Annotated in this window: 23 protein-coding genes; 8 read left to right on the forward strand and 15 right to left on the reverse strand. The window is 61.6% G+C overall.

What is annotated here, in order from left to right; translation table 11 throughout:
- Positions 1 to 153: 153 nt before the first annotated feature.
- Positions 154 to 1,311 carry an adenosylhomocysteinase gene (locus tag AC1DIJ_RS12050; protein WP_112390611.1) on the forward strand — a complete coding sequence of 386 codons (1,158 nt, stop codon included), beginning with the start codon at positions 154 to 156 and terminating at the stop codon, positions 1,309 to 1,311.
- A gap of 1 nt (position 1,312) precedes the next feature.
- Here the strand turns inward: AC1DIJ_RS12050 and AC1DIJ_RS12055 are convergent, their stop codons facing one another.
- The gene (locus tag AC1DIJ_RS12055; protein ID WP_112390610.1) at positions 1,313 to 2,224 is read right to left on the reverse strand and encodes an agmatinase; all 912 of its coding nucleotides are present in this window, start codon (positions 2,222 to 2,224) and stop codon (positions 1,313 to 1,315) included.
- Positions 2,225 to 2,257: 33 nt separating this feature from the next.
- Positions 2,258 to 3,154: a LysR family transcriptional regulator gene (locus tag AC1DIJ_RS12060; protein WP_112390609.1), complete on the reverse strand. Its 897-nt coding sequence runs from the start codon at positions 3,152 to 3,154 to the stop codon at positions 2,258 to 2,260.
- 132 nt (positions 3,155 to 3,286) lie between these two features.
- Between AC1DIJ_RS12060 and AC1DIJ_RS12065 the strand changes: the two genes are divergently transcribed.
- The 4 genes from AC1DIJ_RS12065 (at position 3,287) to AC1DIJ_RS12080 (ending at position 7,911) form a co-directional block, all read left to right on the forward strand.
- Positions 3,287 to 4,726 (forward strand): FAD-linked oxidase C-terminal domain-containing protein, encoded by a 1,440-nt coding sequence (locus AC1DIJ_RS12065; protein ID WP_112390608.1) that lies wholly within the window; start codon positions 3,287 to 3,289, stop codon positions 4,724 to 4,726.
- On the forward strand, positions 4,723 to 5,925 hold the full coding sequence (locus tag AC1DIJ_RS12070) for an FAD-binding protein (protein ID WP_112390607.1): 1,203 nt from the start codon (positions 4,723 to 4,725) through the stop codon (positions 5,923 to 5,925). Before AC1DIJ_RS12065 ends, AC1DIJ_RS12070 begins: the two co-directional genes overlap by 4 nt.
- Positions 5,926 to 6,130: 205 nt before the next feature.
- On the forward strand, positions 6,131 to 7,441 hold the full coding sequence (gene glcF, locus AC1DIJ_RS12075) for a glycolate oxidase subunit GlcF (RefSeq protein WP_112390606.1): 1,311 nt from the start codon (positions 6,131 to 6,133) through the stop codon (positions 7,439 to 7,441).
- Positions 7,442 to 7,479: 38 nt separating this feature from the next.
- Positions 7,480 to 7,911, forward strand: a complete 432-nt coding sequence (locus AC1DIJ_RS12080) for a hypothetical protein (RefSeq protein WP_112390614.1) — start codon at positions 7,480 to 7,482, stop codon at positions 7,909 to 7,911.
- Between the two features lie 9 nt (positions 7,912 to 7,920).
- Here AC1DIJ_RS12080 and AC1DIJ_RS12085 read toward each other — a convergent pair whose 3' ends face one another.
- The 4 genes from AC1DIJ_RS12085 to AC1DIJ_RS12100 all read right to left on the reverse strand — a co-directional run bounded on the left by AC1DIJ_RS12085 (position 7,921) and on the right by AC1DIJ_RS12100 (position 11,249).
- Positions 7,921 to 8,583: a porin family protein gene (locus AC1DIJ_RS12085; protein WP_112390605.1), complete on the reverse strand. Its 663-nt coding sequence runs from the start codon at positions 8,581 to 8,583 to the stop codon at positions 7,921 to 7,923.
- Positions 8,584 to 8,714: 131 nt separating this feature from the next.
- Positions 8,715 to 9,560, reverse strand: coding sequence for an isocitrate lyase/PEP mutase family protein (locus AC1DIJ_RS12090; protein ID WP_112390604.1), 846 nt, complete (start codon positions 9,558 to 9,560; stop codon positions 8,715 to 8,717).
- A 123-nt stretch (positions 9,561 to 9,683) separates the two neighbouring features.
- Positions 9,684 to 10,346, reverse strand: a complete 663-nt coding sequence (locus AC1DIJ_RS12095; protein WP_477831432.1) for a L,D-transpeptidase — start codon at positions 10,344 to 10,346, stop codon at positions 9,684 to 9,686.
- 144 nt (positions 10,347 to 10,490) lie between these two features.
- Positions 10,491 to 11,249, reverse strand: coding sequence for a L,D-transpeptidase (locus AC1DIJ_RS12100; protein WP_112390602.1), 759 nt, complete (start codon positions 11,247 to 11,249; stop codon positions 10,491 to 10,493).
- 211 nt (positions 11,250 to 11,460) lie between these two features.
- On the opposite strand from AC1DIJ_RS12100, the gene AC1DIJ_RS12105 reads away from it, so the two are divergent.
- Together AC1DIJ_RS12105 and AC1DIJ_RS12110 are read left to right on the forward strand one after the other, a co-directional pair.
- Complete coding sequence (locus AC1DIJ_RS12105) at positions 11,461 to 12,090, forward strand: DNA-3-methyladenine glycosylase I (RefSeq protein ID WP_112390601.1); 630 nt, start codon at positions 11,461 to 11,463, stop codon at positions 12,088 to 12,090.
- Complete coding sequence (locus AC1DIJ_RS12110; protein WP_112390600.1) at positions 12,087 to 12,590, forward strand: hypothetical protein; 504 nt, start codon at positions 12,087 to 12,089, stop codon at positions 12,588 to 12,590. Before AC1DIJ_RS12105 ends, AC1DIJ_RS12110 begins: the two co-directional genes overlap by 4 nt.
- Position 12,591: 1 nt before the next feature.
- On the opposite strand, the gene AC1DIJ_RS12115 is transcribed toward AC1DIJ_RS12110, so the two are convergent.
- A complete protein-coding gene (locus AC1DIJ_RS12115) occupies positions 12,592 to 13,296 on the reverse strand; it encodes an HAD family hydrolase (RefSeq protein WP_112390599.1) in 705 nt (234 codons plus the stop codon).
- Positions 13,297 to 13,536: 240 nt separating this feature from the next.
- On the opposite strand from AC1DIJ_RS12115, the gene AC1DIJ_RS12120 reads away from it, so the two are divergent.
- On the forward strand, positions 13,537 to 14,586 hold the full coding sequence (locus tag AC1DIJ_RS12120) for an aldo/keto reductase (RefSeq protein WP_112390598.1): 1,050 nt from the start codon (positions 13,537 to 13,539) through the stop codon (positions 14,584 to 14,586).
- Between the two features lies 1 nt (position 14,587).
- Here AC1DIJ_RS12120 and AC1DIJ_RS12125 read toward each other — a convergent pair whose 3' ends face one another.
- The 8 genes from AC1DIJ_RS12125 to AC1DIJ_RS12160 all read right to left on the reverse strand — a co-directional run bounded on the left by AC1DIJ_RS12125 (position 14,588) and on the right by AC1DIJ_RS12160 (position 19,337).
- Entirely contained in the window at positions 14,588 to 15,112 is a 525-nt protein-coding gene (locus AC1DIJ_RS12125; protein WP_112390597.1) for a TadE/TadG family type IV pilus assembly protein, read from the reverse strand.
- Entirely contained in the window at positions 15,112 to 15,630 is a 519-nt protein-coding gene (locus AC1DIJ_RS12130; protein WP_162706088.1) for a TadE/TadG family type IV pilus assembly protein, read from the reverse strand. The genes AC1DIJ_RS12125 and AC1DIJ_RS12130 overlap by 1 nt, the downstream gene beginning before the upstream one ends.
- Positions 15,627 to 16,931, reverse strand: coding sequence for a TadE/TadG family type IV pilus assembly protein (locus AC1DIJ_RS12135; protein ID WP_112390595.1), 1,305 nt, complete (start codon positions 16,929 to 16,931; stop codon positions 15,627 to 15,629). The genes AC1DIJ_RS12130 and AC1DIJ_RS12135 overlap by 4 nt, the downstream gene beginning before the upstream one ends.
- A gap of 184 nt (positions 16,932 to 17,115) precedes the next feature.
- A complete protein-coding gene (gene copM / locus AC1DIJ_RS12140) occupies positions 17,116 to 17,472 on the reverse strand; it encodes a CopM family metallochaperone (RefSeq protein WP_112390594.1) in 357 nt (118 codons plus the stop codon).
- A 69-nt stretch (positions 17,473 to 17,541) separates the two neighbouring features.
- A complete protein-coding gene (locus AC1DIJ_RS12145; RefSeq protein WP_477831410.1) occupies positions 17,542 to 17,823 on the reverse strand; it encodes a hypothetical protein in 282 nt (93 codons plus the stop codon).
- 130 nt (positions 17,824 to 17,953) lie between these two features.
- Positions 17,954 to 18,265 (reverse strand): BrnA antitoxin family protein, encoded by a 312-nt coding sequence (locus AC1DIJ_RS12150; protein ID WP_112390592.1) that lies wholly within the window; start codon positions 18,263 to 18,265, stop codon positions 17,954 to 17,956.
- Entirely contained in the window at positions 18,246 to 18,527 is a 282-nt protein-coding gene (locus tag AC1DIJ_RS12155) for a BrnT family toxin (protein ID WP_477831411.1), read from the reverse strand. The genes AC1DIJ_RS12150 and AC1DIJ_RS12155 overlap by 20 nt, the downstream gene beginning before the upstream one ends.
- A 48-nt stretch (positions 18,528 to 18,575) precedes the next feature.
- The gene (locus tag AC1DIJ_RS12160; RefSeq protein WP_112390591.1) at positions 18,576 to 19,337 is read right to left on the reverse strand and encodes a hypothetical protein; all 762 of its coding nucleotides are present in this window, start codon (positions 19,335 to 19,337) and stop codon (positions 18,576 to 18,578) included.
- Positions 19,338 to 19,339: the final 2 nt, after the last annotated feature.

The following is a 19,339-nucleotide window of genomic DNA, read 5'->3' on the forward strand; positions in this document are numbered from 1 at the left end:
TGGTTCAGCACCGCAGGACGGCGAAAAGCCCCGTCCTGCGAACGGAGAAGATTTACCCGGCTGGCAAAATGCCGGTCAAAACGCAACCGAACCCAGGGAAAAGCCACGCCGAACAAGCGTTTTTGTCCTTGAGTTCTTTCATTGGAGACCATCATGGAAAATACCGCCACCCGCATCGACTGGATCGGAAACAGCTGCCGTTTGCTGAAGGCAACGGCCGCCGAGTTCGAAAGCACGCGCCCCTTCGAAGGCCTGACGATCGGCACCGGCATCCATCTGGAACCGAAGACGGTTGCCCTTCTGACGACGCTGCGCGCCGGCGGTGCCGGGCTCGTCTGCACCGGTAATCTCAACAGCACCCAGCCGGCGACCGTCGATTATCTCCGCTCCTTGGGCATCACGGTTTTCGCGACGCAGACGACAGACCCTGCCGAGCATCACCGCAGCCTCGAAGCCGTGGTTGATGCGAAGCCTGACCTCATCCTCGATAATGGCGGCGATCTCTTCGCCATCGCTGCCGGCCGCCCCTATGCCAATCTGCTCGGCGGTACGGAGGAGACGACCTCCGGCCGCACCCGCCTGCTGCCGATGCGTGAGAAGCTGAACATGCCGATCCTTGTCATCAACGACAGCCCGATCAAGCAATTCGCCGAAAACAAGCATGCTGTCGGCCAGAGCCTGTTCGAAAGCTACATGCGCTTCACCAACCGCTCCACCAACGGCAAGCGCGTCACCGTCTTCGGCTACGGCGCCTGCGGCAAGGGCACGGCCGCCAGCTTCCGCAATGCTTTCTCGACCGTCAGCGTCGTCGATATCGATCCGGTGACGGCGCTGGAAGCGCATCTCGACGGCTTTGTCACGCCGCTTCGCGAGGATGCGATCCGCTCTGCCGATATCCTGATCACTGTCACCGGCTTCCCCGGCATCGTCACGGTCGCCGACCTGCCGCTGATCAAGGACGGCGCGATCCTGATGAATGGCGGTCATTTCCCGCTGGAGATCGACGTATCGGGCTTCCGCGCCCATCCCGATGTCGTCGCCATCGACCGCTACGAGGCCGATGTCATGGAAACCCTGCATCTCAAGGATGGCCGCTCGATCCACATCCTCGGCGGCGGCCATATGGCCAATCTCGCCGGACCACGCCCGCTCGGCAATTCCGTCGAATCCATGGACCTCGGCTTCACGCTTCAGGCTCGCTGCCTGGAACGCGTCGCCAAACACGGTGCCGGCCCGGAATCCTGCATCGTGCCGGTGCCTCGAGATATCGATGCGATGGTGGCGAGCGCCTATCTCGATCTCGCGCGCTAGGTCAGCCCTGGCGGACGATCGTCCCGATTGCGTTGACGAGCAGCCGCGCTGCCGTCAGCGCCGAAATCCCGTCGATATCGGCTGGCGGATAGAGTTCGACGAGGTCGAAGCCAACGATCCTGCCACGGCGGCCGACACCGGCGATGAGGTCGATAACCTGTGTATAGGTCAGCCCACCGGGCGTGCGGGCCGCGACGCCTGGCATGACGCTGGGGTCGAGCCCGTCGCAGTCGAGCGTGATCACGATCTGCGCACCATCAGGGATATGCCGCAGCGCAGACTCGACGCCCTGCGCATGAACTTCGCGGGCGGTAACGAGATGGCTGCCATAGCGCTTGGCCGCCTCGACTTCCTGGCGGCGGGCACTGCCGACGCCGCGGACGCCGATCTGCACCATCCCTGCGACATGTGCCATCTCGCTCGCGCGTCGCATCGGGTTGGAATAGCCGAGGCGCTCGCCGTGAAGCTCGTCGCGCCAGTCGATATGGGCGTCGATCTGCACGATCCAGATCGGTCCGTGGCCGGCAAAACCCGCAAAAAAGGGAATGGGCACCGAATCGTCGCCGCCAAGCAGGATCGGCACGGCTGATATCGCCAGCACCTCCCGCGTCTTCGCTTCGATCCGCGCCCGGTTTCCGGCATTGTCCCGGGCGTTGGTCGGCAAATCTCCGGCATCGACGCAGCAGACCGGCTTGCCGTCGAACAGCGGCCCGCCGAGATCGAAATCCCAATGCTCGATCAGCCCGGCGTCCTCCTGGCTGGCCGCGCGGATGGCGTTGGCCGAGCCCGAATAGCCGCTGCTGTCCCTGCTGGGGTAGGTGGTGCCGTGACCTGCGCCGAAGATCACCATGCGCGGCGCACGGTCATCATCGAGACGGTCGGGCAGGCCGAGGAAGGAAGGCGAAGCGGTCATGTCAGTCTCCGGATGTGATCTGCGGTGGAGGCGTCAGAGCTCCCAGTAGGGAACCGGTCCATAGAGCTCTGCCAGATAATCAATGAACAGCCGCACCTTGGCGGGCAGAAATTGGCGGCTCGGATAGACCGCCGAAAGCGCCACGTTCCGCGAGCCCTCATATTCCGGCAGCACCTGCACCAGCTTACCGCTCTTCAGCTCCTCGCCGATATCCCAGGTCGAGCGTAGCGCGATGCCTAGACCTGCTATCACCGTCTCGCGGATCACCTCGCTGGAATTGGTGATCAGCATGCCCTCCGGCCGCAGCGTCATCGCGCCATCGGGCCCTTCCAGCCGCCACACGTCATTATTATGCGCAGGCAGGCAGCGGTGGTTCTTGAGATCGTCGAGGGTCGCAGGCATCCCGTGCGCTTCGATGTAGGACGGTGCGGCGCAGAGCAGCCGGCGCACCGGCGCCAGACGCCTGGCAACCAGGCTGGAATCGGTAAGCTCGGCAATGCGGATCGCCAGATCGAAACCGCCGCCGACAATGTCGCTGAACTCGTCTGTCAGCACCAGATTGATGGCCAGTTCCGGATGCTCTTCCATGAAGCGTTTCAGATGCGGGGCGATATGCATGCGGCCGAAAGAGGTCGGTGCCGAGATCTTCAGCGTGCCGTGCATCTGGGCCGAGCGGCCGGAAATATAATATTCGGCTTCCTCAAGTCCGGCCAGAATGCCGAGCACCCGGTCGTAGAAACCCTGGCCTGCCTCGGTCAGCGAAATCTGCCGTGTCGTGCGCTGCAGGAGACGTGTGCCGAGCCGGTCTTCCAGCCGCTTAATGCGCTTTGAGATGACGGCAGGGGAAAAACCGAGCGCCCGCCCGGCAAGCGACATGCTGCCGGTCGAAACGACCTTGGCAAATATCTCGAGATCACCCAGATTGGTCATGGTGCGGCACTGTTTCCCCTTTAGGCATAAGTGCTTAGCATTTGCGCCGGTTTCGGGAAAGTGTTAAGCCGAACATGCCGGTATCCGTGGAGGACGGGCCGGTCCTGCCGCCATCTTCGAAGGAAGCGAGCCATGTCCGACACCATTTCGTTCCTTGCTCCGCGCGCCGATGTGCTTGCCCGCCGCAGCCAGATCGTCAGCGATCTCATCGATCTCCTGCCGCCGGAATGTCTGGTTCATGAGCCGCGCGAACTGGTGCCCTTCGAGACTGATGCCTTCGTCTCCTATCGCCGCCTGCCGCTGGCCGTCGCCCTGCCGCGCTCGACCGCAGAGGTCGCCGCCGTGATGAAATATTGCCATCGCTACGGCATTCCCGTCGTGCCGCGCGGCGCCGGCACTTCACTCTCGGGCGGCGCCATCCCCCAGGAAGATGCCGTTGTCATCGGCCTGTCGAAGATGAACAGCATCCTCGAAATCGACCTCGCCAACCGCGTCGCCGTCGTCCAGGCGGGTGTCACCAATCTCAACATCTCTGAATCCGTCTCTGCGGACGGTTTTTTCTATGCGCCGGATCCGAGCTCGCAGCTCGCCTGCACCATCGGCGGCAATATCGGCATGAATTCCGGCGGCGCCCACTGTCTGAAATACGGCGTGACGACCAACAATCTGCTGGGCGTCAAGATGGTGCTGACCGACGGCACGGTGATCGAGCTCGGCGGCAAGGCGCTGGATTCCGGCGGCTACGACCTGCTCGGCCTCGTCTGCGGCCACGAGGGCCAGCTCGGCATCGTTACCGAGGCGACGGTGCGGCTGATCGCCAAGCCTGAAGGCGCCCGCCCGGTTCTCTTCGGCTTCGATACATCGGAGGACGCCGGCTCCTGTGTCGCCGATGTCATCGCCTCGGGTATCATCCCCGTCGCGATCGAATTCATGGACAAGCCGGCAATCGAAATCTGCGAGGCCTTCGCCCATGCCGGCTATCCGCTCGATGTCGGCGCGCTGCTGATCGTTGAGGTCGAGGGCTCGGAAGCCGAGATGGACCATATGCTCAAGAACATCGTCGAGATCGCCCATAGGCATCGGGTGAAAACTGTGCGCGAATGCCAGTCGGCGACCGAGGCCGCGCTGATCTGGAAGGGTCGCAAATCCGCCTTCGGCGCCACCGGCCGCATCGCCGATTACATCTGCATGGATGGCACTGTGCCGCTCAGCCAGCTTTCCTATGTGTTGAAGAAGACCGCCGAGATCGTCGATCACTATGGCCTGCGCGTCGCCAATGTCTTCCACGCCGGAGACGGAAACATGCACCCGCTGATCCTCTTCAATGCCAACGACCCCGAGGATGCAGCCCGGGCCGAAGAGGCGGGCAACGAGATCCTGAAACTCTGCGTCGACGCCGGCGGTTGCCTGACCGGTGAACACGGCGTCGGCATCGAAAAGCGCGACCTGATGCGCCATCAATATTCCGAGGTCGATCTCGTGCAGCAGATGTCCGTCCGGGCCGCCTTTGATCCCGGCTGGATCCTCAATCCGTCAAAAGTCTTCCCGCTCGATGGACGGCCGGCCGCATGAGCGAATTTTTCCCCGGGAGCGAAGACGAAGCCGCAGGGCTGATCCGCGAACGCGCTGCATCCGGCCGGCCACTCGCCATCTCCGGCCGCGGCACCCGCGCCGGGTTCGGTAATCGTGTCGCGGCTGAAGACACGCTGCGCTCTACCGCCATGTCGGGCATCGTCGCCTATAACCCCGGCGAAATGGTCATGACCGCGCGTGCCGGAACACCTGTCGCCGAGATCGAGGCGGCTCTTGCCGAAAACGGCCAGATGATGGCCTTCGAGCCGATGGATCACCGCGGCGTCATGGGCACCTCGGGCGAGCCGACGATTGGCGGGGTCTTTGCCGCCAATGTCTCCGGCCCCCGTCGCTTGATTGCGGGTGCGGCGCGCGACAGCCTGCTCGGCATCCGCTTCGTCAATGGCCGTGGCGAGATCGTCAGGAATGGCGGCCGGGTGATGAAGAATGTCACCGGTCTCGATCTAGTGAAGCTGCTGGCGGGTTCGCACGGCACGCTCGGTTTCCTCACCGAAGTCACCTTCCGCGTTCCCCCGCGCCCGAAGGCCGAGGAGACCATCGTCGTCTCCGGCCTCAACGATGCCGAAGCCGTCAACGCCATGGCTGCGGCCATGGCGTTGGCGGTCGAGGTCTCAGGCGCGGCGCATCTGCCGATGACGGTCACCTGGCGCTTTGCAGGCGGCACGCTGCCCGAAGGCGAGGCAACCGTACTTCGTCTTGAGGGGCTGCCGGGTTCCGTCGAGGTGCGCGCCGAAAAGCTCGCCAAGGCGATGGCCGCTTTCGGCCCGGTCACCAAGCTCGATCAGCAGGCGAGCCGCAGCCTCTGGCGCGAAATCCGCGATGTCTTTCCCTATGCCGATGGCACGATGCGACCCGTCTGGCGCGTCTCCGTCGCGCCGTCCGCTGGTCACCAGCTCGTTGCCGCGCTCCGTCTCGAAGCCGGTGTCGATGCCTATTACGACTGGCAGGGCGGTCTCATCTGGATGCGCATGGAGGCCGATCCCGAAGCCGGCCTGCTACGCCGCTTCATCAAGGCGCTCGGCGGCGGGCATGCAACGCTGATGCGTGCTTCGGAAGTGATGCGTGCTGACGTGGCGGCTTTCCAGCCGCAGCCGGAAGGAGTGGCAATGCTCTCGGCCCGCGTGAAGGAAAAGTTCGATCCGGCCGGGATTTTCAATCCGGGGAAGATGGGGTGGTGATGGCTAGCTTTGAGTGTGTGTCACACCCCCCTCTGTCCTGCCGGACATCTCCCCCTCAAGGGGGGAGATTGGCCAGAGGCACCCGCTCGCCCCGTCAATTATCGCTGAGGGGGTGCTCCCAGCGGATCTCCCCCCTTGAGGGGGAGATGCCCGGCAGGGCAGAGGGGGGTACCCCCACCCACAACCCCTCGACGGAACATCCCTGATGCAGACCAATTTCACCGCCGAGCAACTGACCGATCCCCACGTCGCCGAATCCGAAAAGATCCTGCGCAAATGCGTCCATTGCGGCTTCTGCACCGCCACCTGTCCGACCTATGTGACGCTCGGAAACGAGCTCGATAGCCCGCGCGGCCGCATCTATCTGATCAAGGATATGCTCGAAAACGATCGGCCTGCCGATGCCGAGGTGGTCACGCATATCGACCGCTGTCTCTCCTGCCTCGCCTGTGTCACCACCTGTCCGTCGGGCGTCGATTACATGCATCTCGTCGATCACGCCCGCGCCCATATCGAAAAGACCTACAAGCGGCCGTTCATGAACCGGCTGACGCGCGGCATCCTTGCTGCCGTCCTGCCCTATCCCGGCCGCTTCCGTCTGGCGTTGCGGCTTGCCCGTCTCGGCCGTCCGTTCCGCAGCCTGATGCGCGCCCCGGCGCTGAAACCCTTCGCCGCGATGCTGGCGCTTGCGCCGCGCACCGTGCCGGCACCGTCGGTCTATTCACGTCCCGGCAGCCATCCGGCCGAGGGGGCGAGGAAGGCGCGAGTGGCGATCCTCACCGGCTGCGCCCAGCCAGTGCTTGATCCCGGCATCAACGAGGCGGCGATCCGGCTTCTGACCCGCCTCGGCATCGAGGTCGTGGCGCCCGCGGGCGAAGTCTGCTGCGGTTCGCTGGTCCACCATATGGGCCGCGAGCAACAGGCGCTGGCCAGCGCCCGCGCCAATGTCGATGTCTGGATGCGCGAGATCGAAAACGGTGGCCTCGATGCGATCATCATCACCGCGTCGGGCTGCGGCACGACGATCAAGGACTACGGCCATATGCTGCGCCTCGACCCCTCCTATGCCGAAAAGGCGGCCGTCGTCTCCGGCCTCGCCAAGGACATCACCGAATATCTGGCAACGCTCGATCTGCCCTCGCATATGCCGAAAGGCGTCACCGTCGCCTATCACTCGGCCTGCTCGATGCAGCACGGCCAGAAGATCACCCTGGCGCCGAAGCAGCTCCTGAAGGCGGCGGGTTTCACGGTGCGCGATCCGGCCGAGGGCCACCTCTGCTGCGGCTCGGCCGGCACCTACAACATCATGCAGCCGGATATCTCAGCTGCGCTGAAGGCCCGCAAGGTCAAGAATATCGAGGCAACGAAGGCGGATGTGATCGCCACCGGTAATATCGGCTGCATCACCCAGATTGCCTCAGGCACGGGTATCCCGATCGTCCATACCGTAGAATTGATCGATTGGGCCTACGGTGGTCCTGTACCTCAAAAATTAATGGATTTGCATATAGCCTGAGTTCGGCCGGTTGTCGGCCGGTCATGGGATTCAGCGCTATGCGGCGTACACTTCTTTTGCTCTCTGTCTTTTTCGGTGCCGCAGGCACCGCGCATGCCGATAGCCGTTATTTCTGCTCGGCCGACGATGCAGCCACCCGCTTCACCGTAGAGATCGGCTTCAAGGCGGACGGCGGCCATGTGCTGAACCACTTCCGCGGCGGTCTGATGATCAAGGACGGCTCTGTGCCCGACCAGTTCAAGAAGCGCGTCTTCAATTCCAGCCACCTGACGAACCGATGGTCGAACGGTGGCGAGCTGCGCATGGAAATCTATGATGACGGCGGTGACGATACATCCGGCCAGGCGCTGAACATGGTGGTCATGGCCGAAGGTGACGGCAAGGCCTTCAGCGGCACCTATGGGATGACTGTAACAGGCGGTTCCAAGCCGTTCACCGCAAGCGGCAAGGTCAGCTGCGGCTCGAAGTAGGCCTCATGCTTACCAGTGGAACGAAACGCCGAGATTGACGGCGTTGGTGAAGATATCGGTCTTCAGCCGGTCGCCGCTGTCGATCGGCACATCCACCTTGGAATATGTGCCTTTGTATTCCACGAAGGTCGACCAGCGGTCGGTGATGCGGAAATCCACACCCGCCTGCGCCTGCAGCGTCACGCCGCCGAATTCGTAGCCGAAGGTCGTGCCGGATGGACGCGTCACCTCGACATGCGGAATGTTCACCCCGACGCCGACGCCGAGATAGGGCGCCCACCGCCCGCCGTCCTGCGGGAAGCGGTATAGCGCATTGGCGGTCAACAGATTGAGCCCGTCGGTGAATTCGAAATGCGACCAGCCCGAAGCCGCCAGCGTCTTGTCGTCGGCATAGACCTTGTCATGCGTATAGTCGATCGACAGGCCAAGATTGGGATGGCCCAAATCCTCCAGCCACCACGTCACCCGCGCGCCGTAATAAGGCGGCGAGCCGAAGGACTTGCCCTCCCAGCCTGCGGTGAAATGCGTCCCGTCCGACAGGTCGACGCCGCTATGGGGCGCTGTCTGGTAGCCGCCATAGACGGAGAATTGCAGATCTTCGGCAAGGACAGGCGAGGCGAGACAGGCAAGGGCGGCAAGCCCAAACACGGACAGGCGAACGGCGCGGCGCATGGATTATCCCCGGATGGCAATACCGCTCATCTATCCCGCGTTGTGTAACAGGCTTATTGCAAGGGCGGCGGAGGCCTTATTTTCGGCAGACAGTAACGGCTCCGGTAATCGCCTATATGGAAAGCCGTGCGCTATGACTGCCGGTCACGGCGCTTTTCCTGTGCCATGAGTTTGGCAATCTCAGCTGCTGAAATGGCGTCACGTGCATAAGTGAACGTGCCGGCCGATCGAACCTCCTCAGCCGCCCGCATCAAGGCGCCAAGCGCCGCGCGCGCAAATGATCCGCCAACGCTTATCCGGCGCACACCTGCATCCGACAGTTCAGCCACCGACGCGTTCAGTGCGTTCAGCCCCATGACCACATTGACCGGCTTGTCCACCGCGGCGCAGACCGTACGGATGGTCTCCAGATCAGGTAAGCCAGGGGCGTAAAGAACATCGGCTCCCGCCGCCGAAAAAGCTTGCAATCTCCTGATCGTGTCATCCAGATCGCGTCTGCCACAAAGAAAGTTCTCGGCTCTCGCGGTCAGCAAGAACGGACAATAGCGCGCAGCTTCAGCCGCCGCCTGAACACGCTCTATGGCATGCGACAACTCATAGATGGGAGTGGCAGGGTCGCCGGTGGCGTCCTCGATCGATCCGCCAACCAGCCCGGCTTCGCTGGCGAGGCGGATCGTCTTTGCGCATATCTCAGGCGCAGCCCCGAAGCCGTCCTCAAGATCGGCTGACACCGGCAGGTCCGTCGCCTTCACGATCTCGCTTGCATTGTCGAGGATTTCACTGCGCTCAAGGCTGGCAAACGAGTCCAGTTTTCCCTTCGAGAAAGCATATCCTGCGCTGGTCGTGGCCAATGCTTCGAACCCAAGGCTCGCAAGCAGCCGTGCCGACCCTGCATCCCATGGATTGGGTATCACAAAGGCCTGGTCGCGCTGATGCAATTCCTTGAAGCGTTTGAACTTCTGCGCTTGATCGGACATGGCCACGAACCCAGCGAAATGGCGACAATCGAGAACTGAACATAACGGGAACAAATATGCAAGCTCCAACCAAAAAAGGGCGCCCCGAAGGCCGCCCTTTGCAATTTTCTGCTTCCGGAGGTTTCACCCGCCAAACAGCGTCCGCAGCACATCTATACCGCGGTCCTGGAAGGCGACGTTGCCCTGTTTGTTGCCGGGGCCGACGACGATCACCTTGGTGCCGACGGGGACGCGCTCGTAGAGATCCTGCACGTCATTGTTGACCATGCGGATGCAGCCGGACGACAGGTTGAGGCCGATCGTCCAGGGCTGGTTGGTGCCGTGGATGCGGAAGGCCGTGTCTCGGCTGCCCTGATAGAGATACATGGCGCGGGCGCCGAGTGGATTGTCCGGGCCGCCGGGCTGGAAGGCAGGCAGCTTGTGGCCGGCCTTGGCTTCGCGGGCGCGCATTTCCGGCGGCGGCGTCCAGCCGGGCCATTCCGCCTTGCGGCCGACCTTGACCACGCCCGACCAGCCGAAGCCCTCGCGGCCGACGCCGATGCCATAGCGGGTTGCGCGGTTGTTGCCCTCGACGAGGTAAAGAAACTTGTTGGTCGTATCGACGATCACGGTGCCAGGCGCTTCGTCAGTGACGAGGCGGACGACGCGCTTCTTGAACTGCGGCTTGACCGTCTTCACCTGCTTGACGCCGCGAACGGCGTCGGTTGCCGTCAACTGAGGCTCGGCATGCGCGAGGCTCATTGTGCAGGCCAGCGCAATCGCAGAGGCGGCCGCGAGCCGTATGATATGCTTCATTCTCAATTCCCCTCTATCCAGGATGACCGCCAAGCTAGCCAATTTGCCCCGGATTTCAAGCTTCAGAGGGGTTTGCGCGTGTTTTTGTGCCACGGCGCGCCGTTCTTGCAACGGCCCGCCGCAGCCTTGCGACCTTTAGATCACGATCACGCGGGTGCCAACATTGACGCGCTCGTAAAGGTCAGTCACGTCCTCATTGCGCATGCGGATGCAGCCGGAGGAAACCGCGTTGCCGATGGTCCAGGGCGCGTTGGTGCCGTGGATGCGGTAGAGCGTCGAGCCGAGATACATGGCGCGGGCGCCGAGCGGATTTTCCGGGCCGCCATCCATGCGGGCGGGCAGATAATGGCCCTTGGCAGCTTCGCGGCTGATCATTTCGGAAGGCGGGGTCCAGTCCGGCCATTCGGCCTTGCGGGTGATGCGGTGCTCGCCGGCCCATTCGAAGCCCGGCTTGCCAACGCCGACGCCGTAGCGGCGGGCCTTGCCATTCGCCATCACGAGGTAGAGGAAGCGGTTGTTGGTATCGATGACGATCGTGCCGGGCCTTTCCTTGGTGTCGTAATCGACCATCTGCGGCAGGAACTGCGGATCGAACTGCTCGCGGGCAACAGGAATTGCGCCGGGGCGCACGACCGCAACCTGCTGAATACCGGCAGGGGCTGCGCGGCGCACGATGCGCGGCTGATACTGGAACAGCCCGCGGCGCTGCGGCTGAATGACCGGGCGCTGATAGACGACAGGGCGCACGTTGCTGCCGCCCAGCTGGTTGAGCCAGGGCGCGGTCAGATCGGGGCTGAGAACGACGGGCGGGCGGGTCGCATAGCGATCGTCACCAAGGGCAGGCGAGGCAAGCAGGCCAATCAGGCTTGCGGCAATCAAAACGGATTTCATCATCGGACGGAACTCTCTACATATGACCGAAAATGCTGGGGCGGGCATTTCCGCCTGGCCGGATGCTGCCACCGCTCCGGCCAGCGAATGGTAAAGATCGATTCATTAAACTGCGAAGCACCGGATAAACTTTTCGTCAGGGTTACTGTTCGGTTTGGAAACGGGGTTTCTAAATGGTAAAGCCGCAATTGAAGCGTAAAATCAGCGGGGAAGCATGAGCGATACGGGCATCACGACCGGTGACGACGGAAAGAGCCGCTGCCACTGGCACGCCAATCTTCCTGACTATATGCGCTATCACGACGAGGAATGGGGCCGCCCGGTTACCGACGATATCAGGCTGTTCGAAAAGATCTGCCTCGAAGGCTTTCAATCGGGCCTCTCCTGGCTGACGATCCTGCGAAAGCGCGAGAATTTCCGCGCCGCTTTTGCCGGTTTCGATTTCGAGAAGGTCGCGCTCTTCGACGACGCGGATATCGAGCGCTGCGTAGCCGATGCCGGCATCATCCGCCATCGCGGCAAGATCGTTTCGACGATCAACAATGCCAGACGCGCCATTGCACTGAGACAGGAATTCGGCTCGCTTGCCCGCTATTTCTGGAGCTACGAGCCGGGCACCGGCGACCGCCCTGGTGCCATCGACCGCGCCTATATCGCCGCCAATCCGACAACGCCGGTTTCCGTCCGCATTTCCAAGGATTTGAAGAAGCGCGGCTGGACCTTTGTCGGCCCGACCACAGTTTATGCTTTCATGCAGGCGATGGGGCTCGTCAACGATCACGTCGAGGGCTGTTTCTGCCGCTCAGAGGTGGAAGCGATACGGAAGGCACTGGTGCGCCCATGAGGAAACTGCTTGCGACAGGCGCTCTGATGGTTCTTTCAGCGCTTCCCGCCTTCGCCCAGGCGCCGCAGCTGGATCCCGGCGAGAAGCTGGAGAAGCTTCAGTTTCCGGCGGTGACCATGCAGATCAAGGGCTGGACGAAGTTCGGCAACAGCCATGTCTTTACGCTGCCTGTCAAAGCCGGCCAGCATGTAAAGATCAGCTTCACGACACGCAGCCAGTTTGCGTTTCTGGCGATCTTCGATCTGTCGAAGGGCGATGACGAGGCATTCTTCGGCACGGATGAGGACGGTTCTGTCCTCGATACCATCGCCAAGGAAGACACGACCTGGATGTTGCGCCCCTATTATTCGAAAGTCTCTCCCCGGCGCGGCCTCGGTGCTCCCTATACGCTGATGATCGAGCCTCAGGCACCCGGAACCGCGCCGCCTGCGGCCAAGCCTGAAGAGCCGCAGCGGCCGTCGCTGTTTCCGCCGAAATCAGGCGCGGACGAAGAGGAATAGGTCAGCCCAACTGATCGAGAAGCCGGCGCAATTCGCCAAGATTGGCGATCTTGCGGAAGCGCGGCGCGTCCGACGGCTCCTCCACATGCTCCAGCACCCAGGTCAGCTCATGCGGCACGAACACGCCGTAGCTGCCGGCGGCGATGGCCGGGACGATGTCTGATTTCAGCGAGTTGCCGACCATCATTGCCCGCTCGGGCCCATCTCCCACCTTCGAGAAGATCCGCCGGTAGGTAACGGCCGTCTTGTCCGAGACGATCTCGACGGCATCGAAGAAATCGCCGAGGCCGGATTGCGCCAGCTTGCGCTCCTGGTCGAACAGGTCGCCCTTGGTAATCAGCACTAGCAGGTAGTTTCCGGCCAACGCCTCCAGCGTGTCCTGCACATGCGGTATGGTTTCGACCGGATGGGAAAGCAGATCGCGCCCGATATCGAGGATCTGTGCGATGACACCAGCCGGGACGCTACCATCCGTCATCTCGATCGCCGTCTCGATCATCGACAGCGTGAAGCCTTTGATGCCGAAGCCGTAATGGGCGAGGTTGCGCTTCTCGGCTTCCAGCAGCCGTTCCGAAATCTTCGGTCCCTCGGCAAAATCGGCCAGCAACTCGGTGAAGTGCGCTTCCGTTAGCCGGTAATATTGCTCGTTCTGCCAGAGCGTATCATCAGCATCGAAGCCGATCGTCGTCAGCGCGTGCTTGCTCATCCGGTGCTCCTGCAATTCCCTCGCCCTGAATCTATCGGCGTGGCCGTTCGAGACAAGGGCTTTGTTTTTTGACGGACGGGATGCCGCATGCTGTTGAAATGCCGCTGGGCGCGCTTACGTAAAATGTGCCTCATCAGCAGCCAGCCCCGGCTGTGCCTGCCATGCAGGCCAATAATCAAAAGATTGCGTTCAGCAGTCCATGGGCACCCCCGCCTGTGGCAGTCACAAGGAAATTTCCTCATGAAATACAATCAGCTTGGAAATACCGGCCTTTTCGTTTCCGAAATCTGCCTGGGAACGATGACCTTCGGTGAAGCCAATGAAGGCAGCCCCTGGGGCGCCATCGCCGATGTCGATCAGGCCGCCGCCGACAAGATCGTCGAGCGCTCGCTGGCCGCAGGTGTCAATTTCATCGACACCGCCGACGTCTATTCCTTCGGCGAATCCGAACGGCTCCTCGGCCAGGCGCTGAAGAACCTCAACGTCCCCCGAAAGGACGTCGTCATTGCCACCAAAGTCTACGGCGTGATGGGCAGCAAGCCCAACGACCGCGGCGCCTCGCGCGGCCACATCATGGATTCGGTCGAAGCCAGCCTGAAGCGGCTGCAGACCGATCACATCGACCTCTACCAAATCCACGCGACGGATACCGTCACCCCGATCGACGAAACCCTGCGGGCTTTCGACGATCTCGTCGCCCAGGGCAAAGTGCGCTATGTCGGCGTCTCAAACTGGCAGGCATGGCGGATCGCCAAGGCGCTGGGCATTTCCGAACGCCGCGGCTTCGCCCGCTTCGAGACGATCCAGGCTTACTACTCGATCGCCGGTCGCGACCTCGAGCGCGAGATCGTGCCGCTGATGAACGAGGAGAAGCTCGGCCTGATGGTCTGGTCGCCGCTCGCGGGCGGTCTGCTCTCCGGCAAGTACGGTCCGGGCGCCCCCGGCAACGGTGAGGGCCGCCGCGCCACCTTCGACTTCCCGCCCGTCGACAAGGACCGCGCCTGGGCCTGCGTCGCTGTGATGCGCGAAGTCGCAGAGAAGCATGGCGTCAGCGTCGCCACCGTGGCGCTTGCCTATGTGCTGGCCAAGCCCTTCGTCACGACGGTTATCATCGGTGCCAAGCGGATCGAGCAGCTCGATCAGAACCTTGCGGCGACAGGCCTCAAGCTCGATGCCGACGACCTGAAGAAGCTCGACGACGTCAGCGCGCTGGCGCCTGAATATCCCGGCTGGATGGTCGCCCGTCAGGGCGCCGGCCGCCGCCCGGAACCTTTTGAGCCAAAGGCTTAAGTTAGTTGAATGCGACCGCGCTGATGAAGCGCGGTCGCGTGAATGCCCGCTCTGCGAAAGTCATCTGCCCGAAGCCGAGAATGTTGGAGAGCATCGTGTAGGTCGTGGCTCCCTCGACATAGATGATCGAGTCGCCGTCGGTGATCTGCGGCAGCGTCGAGCTGTCGAGCACCTGCGCCTTCAGGAGGCTGATGGTGCCGCTCTCCTTCTTCCAGTCCAGCTTGTAGACGCCGGCGGTCTTCTTGATGCTGGAAATCCGGAGCGCGCTCGGTGCCGTGCTGTTCTGCTGCAGGTTGGTGAAGACGCCGTAGATGTTGGAAACGAAGGTCGCGTCGATTGAGGTCTGGCGTGAGATCACATCGGCCACCACGCCATTGGCCTCGACGATGTTCTGATAGGTCCGGAACATGTCGAACACGGCGACGCTGCCGATGAAGAAGAAGATCATCACCGGCGCGACGAAGGAAAATTCGATCGCCGAGGCGCCGGAGCGGTTTTTCAGCAAGTCTTTGAGAAGCGTGATCATCAGCCAGGCTCGTTCACGAAGGCGAAGCGGGATGTCAGGCGAACGCCGCCGGTACTGTCCTTCGGCATCGCCAGCCCAAAGCCAAGTCCGGGGACGATGGGATCGACGACATAGCAGGCGCGCGCAAAGACGATCTGCGACCGCTGCCCGCCGGTATAGGTGGTGACAGGATCGATATTGACGCTGCGGTCGATGCAGGATGTCTCGGATGTCGGGAAGTCGGTCGACTTGCTGATCGGCGTGAATTCGATGCGGATCGACTTGAGGCAGTTGGTCAGAATGATCGCCTCGTCGCAGACCTTCTTCTTGAAGTCGTCATAGGTGAAGTTCGAACCCGCCACCTGCAGCGCACGCGAACCGCGGCTGACGGCGCGGTCGAGCATGATCGACTGCGTCATGATCCATCCCGCTTCGAAGGTCGAGAAAACGAGCGAGAAGACGATCGGCGCCAGGATGGCGAATTCGATCCCGGCGGCGCCGCCGCGGTCACGTCTGAGACGATTGACAAGAGAGGTCACTGTGTCAGCCTCAGCTTCTTGATCGAGGTCGAGATCGACTTGAAGGCATCGCCGATGCCGGAGCCGGAGGCGGGGTAATAGTGGCCGGGGCTGGTGGCACAGTTGGTCATCTGTGTCGTCGCATTGCCGCTCACTTCGAAGCCGATGGTAAAGACGGTAATGCCGTTGGTCTTGGCTGCGGTACAGACCGAGGACAGCATCTTCGCTGTATCCGTGGAGTTGATGATCTGCTTGTTGTCAGGCGCTTGGCTGACCGGGCGGCTGTAATCCTTCGGGCGATACTGTTCGGTGATCGCACCATCCGTCATCAGCACGATGACTTTCATCGTATCCGGGTCGCCGAAGGCTGCCGGCCGGTTGGCGAATTTCGCATCCATCATCTTGGCGTCGATCGCCGCGTTGACGATGGTCTTGGCGCCCGGATTGAGCAGCATGTAGCCCCACTGCATGGCATTCTGCGTGCCGGTGCCATCATGCAGTTCAAGCTGCGTGATGCGGTTCTTCAGATAGGTCGCATCGTTGGAAAAATAGGTGATCGCCGTCGATTCCACCGGGCACCACCAGGGCTTCAGATCGGTACGGCCGTAGTTCCACTGGGTGAAATGCGGAACCTGGCCCGCATCCTTGAAGCTCGGCACGCCGCCGCCGAAACCGGTGGTGCTGAGCTCGACACAGGACGAGTTCGAGTGGTCGCGCTTGGCGCCGAGCTTGTCGAAGACGGCCGCGCCGATATTCACGTGCCCGGCATAGGGCACGATGGTGATCGTCGTATAATCCTTGGTCTCGTCGGTCAGCACCTGATCGATGAACTGCTGGGCCGCCTTCTTCAGGTTCTTGATGCGGTTGCCGTTCATCGAGCCGGACATGTCGAGCATCAGCGACATCTCGATATTCTGCTTGGCTTCCTCGGCGGTGGAGACAGCCGCAACGCTCAGCTGACGGACGCCGACGAGGTGGATGAAGGTTGTGTTCATCACATAGGCGGCGCTGGCATTGATCTTGCGGGAATTCAGCCCCTTCGTCTCGGTGAAGCTGAGGGCGATGTCCTGTGCGTAGTCGAGGTTCTTCATGAAACTGCGCAGCGTATCCTCGGGCTTTTCCTTCTGGGAAAGCGAAGCGGCAGCCAGCACGCCGCGATCGAGGCCATCCTGCATTTCAACGCGGATCGCTTCATAGCGCGCCAGATCGATGCCGGCACCGCCCATGGCAATCAGCGGAACGAGCAGCAGGGCGAAGACCATGGCGACATTGCCGTTGGTCTCGCGGGCGAGCCTGCGCGCTTTCGAAAGAAGATGTCTCATCGATTTCCCTAAGTTGATGAGACGATTTGTATTTTAGATAAATTAGAATTTCGTAATCAAAACATTACCAAGTCGTTCTAAATAAAACGCAATAATAGCATTGTGATTTCAGAAGTATCGCTAAGCGCGAAATCTATACGGCTAAGGCGCCAGTTTTAGAACTGGCGCCTCGCTTCATGATTGATTACTTGGTATTTTCACTCAACCATGCGTTCATCTCGGCAATTTCAGCTTCCTGAGCCTTGATGACGGTTTCGGCCAGTTTGCGGATCTCCGGATCCTTGCCGTATTGCAGCTCGATCTTCGCCATGTCGATCGCGCCCTGATGATGTGGGATCATGCCGCGGACGAAATCGACATCGGCATTGCCGGTCATCTCGACCATCATGTCCTTGTGCATCTTGGCATTGGCCTCGGCAAAGGCATGGCTGGAGGCGACGTGGTCGCCCATTGGCTTGCTCATGTCCATCTGCATATCCTCGGCGCAGGCCGGAGCGGCAAAGGCGAGAGTGGAGAGAAGAGCGATGATTTTCATAGACATGCGAGGTCCTTCCTCTGTCTGACAAAAGGGATTGCACGATCATGTTCGTGCGGCCGTATCGCGCGATTGTCAGATGAAGCGGGGAGGGGGCGCCTGCGGGGCGGGTCGCAGATCGGCAAGCGCCTTTGCGGCAGCCGGTGCGGGATAGGCACAGACATGCTTTCCGCCGTCACTGACCATTACGGCGGCAGGCGTCACCACGCAGTAGGAGCAAATCGACATATGGCTTGGATTGCCCGGCGCGCACGGGTCCTTCGACATCTCGTGACCACTGTGCTCCGCCACCAAGTCAGGCATATCGGCCATACCATGCATGCCATGCTGCATCTCTGATGCCAATGGCTGGCTCATCGCTGCGCACATAGGACAGCCCGCCCAGGCGGACGCGCTGAAGGTCAGCCAGCCGAATATCATCGCTATGATCGAAACGAGACGCATGATTTGAAGATAGGCGAGGGCGCCTGCTTCGCCAAGAGGCGGCTCAGAGCTTTGCGGCCTTGCGCAACACGTCGTTGATCCGCCCCTGCCAGCCCTTGCCGGTAGCCTTGAAGGCATCGATGACATCGGGATCGAGCCGCAGCGAAATCTGCCTCTTCGGCTTCTCCATCACCGGCCGGCCACGCGCCTTGCGAATGCTCTCGGCAAGCTCGGGAAACACCTCCGCGAAAGGCCGCGCATTCTTGAAGTCTTCCTCGGTCCATTCGGGATTGTCGCTAACGTCGTCCCAATCGGCCTTGCTATACCCGCGCCCTTCCTTGAACTCGGACTGCAATTCAATTTTCTTGGCTGTCATTGAGGAACCGTCTTTCCGTTGCTTTGGCCGGGCGCATCGAAATCACCGACAGTGCTTCGATACCCAGTCTCGCGAAGATCACCACGATGGTTCCGTCCGCAAACCGCCCGATCGCCATCATGCGACGGCCGCGAGCGGGTTGAAGAACGGCGGACAGGAAAAATCCCAGATCGAGATCGGCAAAATCCAATCCGTGCTTGTCGAGATTTGCAAGCCGCTTCGGCTCATCCCAAACGATCTTAACCGCAATGATATCCGACAATAAAAGTGATACAATAAATCCTGGATTGCAACCAGAATAATCTGCATCTCAATAGACGGCAATCACCTGATGAACGATCTGGTAGTCGCGGCTTTCCTCGCCGAGCGGCGCCACCGGCCAGGCCCATGATGTCTTGGTCTCAGTTGGCGACTGAACGCCCTGCAGCAGATCGGCCGTCTCATGGGTCTTTCCGGTCCGGTCATTCACCGCATAGGAAATATCGGTCACCAGACAGGTGGCGCAGGGAAGCGCTTTCAATCCATCGATATGCGCCGCGATCAGCCGCTGGACGGTATCCTGTGGCATCGCGCCGTCTTGCTCCGCCTCGAAGCGCCGCTTCACGCCGCGGCCGATCTGCGACAGCAGGTTCGCCGAAACCACGAAGTCCAGGTAGGGCACGCCGCGCAGAAACCCGAGCGGCTGGGCATGGCCCGCCGTCTGCAACTCCTCATAGCCCGAAAGATCGCGCTCGATCAGGCGGACATTCCGGTACCCTTTCGCCTTCAGCCAGAAACGGACGGAGGCGAGGTGAACCAGATCGACAAGTACCACGGTATCGAAGGTCTTCGCAAGCGCCTCGATCGGCACGTCGCGCAGCAGGCCGGAGCCGAGCACCACTGCCGTGCGCTTCTGGCGGAGCCCGGATGCTGCTGCCAGCATCGCCGCCCGGCTCTTTTCCTCATGCTCCGCCCATTGGCCGCTGCAGCGCCTCGCGCGGGACCAGAGGTTGACGGAATAGCGGATAAACTTGCGGTGCGGCTTTGCCGTCACCGGCACCGTTGCGAGGTAGAAAAGGGCTTCGAGTATCATGA

The organism is Rhizobium sp. 10N427, from assembly GCF_056394605.1.

Bases quoted from the DNA above. Each gene is read 5' to 3' on its own strand.
- AC1DIJ_RS12110 (WP_112390600.1), top strand. From the start codon at position 12,087: ATGAGGAAACTGCTTGCGACAGGCGCTCTGATGGTTCTTTCAGCGCTT.
- AC1DIJ_RS12100 (WP_112390602.1), bottom strand. From the start codon at position 11,249: ATGATGAAATCCGTTTTGATTGCCGCAAGCCTGATTGGCCTGCTTGCC.
- AC1DIJ_RS12150 (WP_112390592.1), bottom strand. From the start codon at position 18,265: ATGACAGCCAAGAAAATTGAATTGCAGTCCGAGTTCAAGGAAGGGCGC.
- AC1DIJ_RS12080 (WP_112390614.1), top strand. From the start codon at position 7,480: ATGCGGCGTACACTTCTTTTGCTCTCTGTCTTTTTCGGTGCCGCAGGC.
- AC1DIJ_RS12105 (WP_112390601.1), top strand. From the start codon at position 11,461: ATGAGCGATACGGGCATCACGACCGGTGACGACGGAAAGAGCCGCTGC.
- AC1DIJ_RS12085 (WP_112390605.1), bottom strand. From the start codon at position 8,583: ATGCGCCGCGCCGTTCGCCTGTCCGTGTTTGGGCTTGCCGCCCTTGCC.
- AC1DIJ_RS12060 (WP_112390609.1), bottom strand. From the start codon at position 3,154: ATGACCAATCTGGGTGATCTCGAGATATTTGCCAAGGTCGTTTCGACC.
- copM (WP_112390594.1), bottom strand. From the start codon at position 17,472: ATGTCTATGAAAATCATCGCTCTTCTCTCCACTCTCGCCTTTGCCGCT.
- AC1DIJ_RS12090 (WP_112390604.1), bottom strand. From the start codon at position 9,560: ATGTCCGATCAAGCGCAGAAGTTCAAACGCTTCAAGGAATTGCATCAG.
- AC1DIJ_RS12120 (WP_112390598.1), top strand. From the start codon at position 13,537: ATGAAATACAATCAGCTTGGAAATACCGGCCTTTTCGTTTCCGAAATC.
- AC1DIJ_RS12050 (WP_112390611.1), top strand. From the start codon at position 154: ATGGAAAATACCGCCACCCGCATCGACTGGATCGGAAACAGCTGCCGT.
- AC1DIJ_RS12135 (WP_112390595.1), bottom strand. From the start codon at position 16,931: ATGAGACATCTTCTTTCGAAAGCGCGCAGGCTCGCCCGCGAGACCAAC.
- AC1DIJ_RS12065 (WP_112390608.1), top strand. From the start codon at position 3,287: ATGTCCGACACCATTTCGTTCCTTGCTCCGCGCGCCGATGTGCTTGCC.
- AC1DIJ_RS12125 (WP_112390597.1), bottom strand. From the start codon at position 15,112: ATGATCACGCTTCTCAAAGACTTGCTGAAAAACCGCTCCGGCGCCTCG.
- AC1DIJ_RS12070 (WP_112390607.1), top strand. From the start codon at position 4,723: ATGAGCGAATTTTTCCCCGGGAGCGAAGACGAAGCCGCAGGGCTGATC.
- glcF (WP_112390606.1), top strand. From the start codon at position 6,131: ATGCAGACCAATTTCACCGCCGAGCAACTGACCGATCCCCACGTCGCC.
- AC1DIJ_RS12160 (WP_112390591.1), bottom strand. From the start codon at position 19,337: ATGATACTCGAAGCCCTTTTCTACCTCGCAACGGTGCCGGTGACGGCA.
- AC1DIJ_RS12145 (WP_477831410.1), bottom strand. From the start codon at position 17,823: ATGAGCCAGCCATTGGCATCAGAGATGCAGCATGGCATGCATGGTATG.
- AC1DIJ_RS12055 (WP_112390610.1), bottom strand. From the start codon at position 2,224: ATGACCGCTTCGCCTTCCTTCCTCGGCCTGCCCGACCGTCTCGATGAT.
- AC1DIJ_RS12115 (WP_112390599.1), bottom strand. From the start codon at position 13,296: ATGAGCAAGCACGCGCTGACGACGATCGGCTTCGATGCTGATGATACG.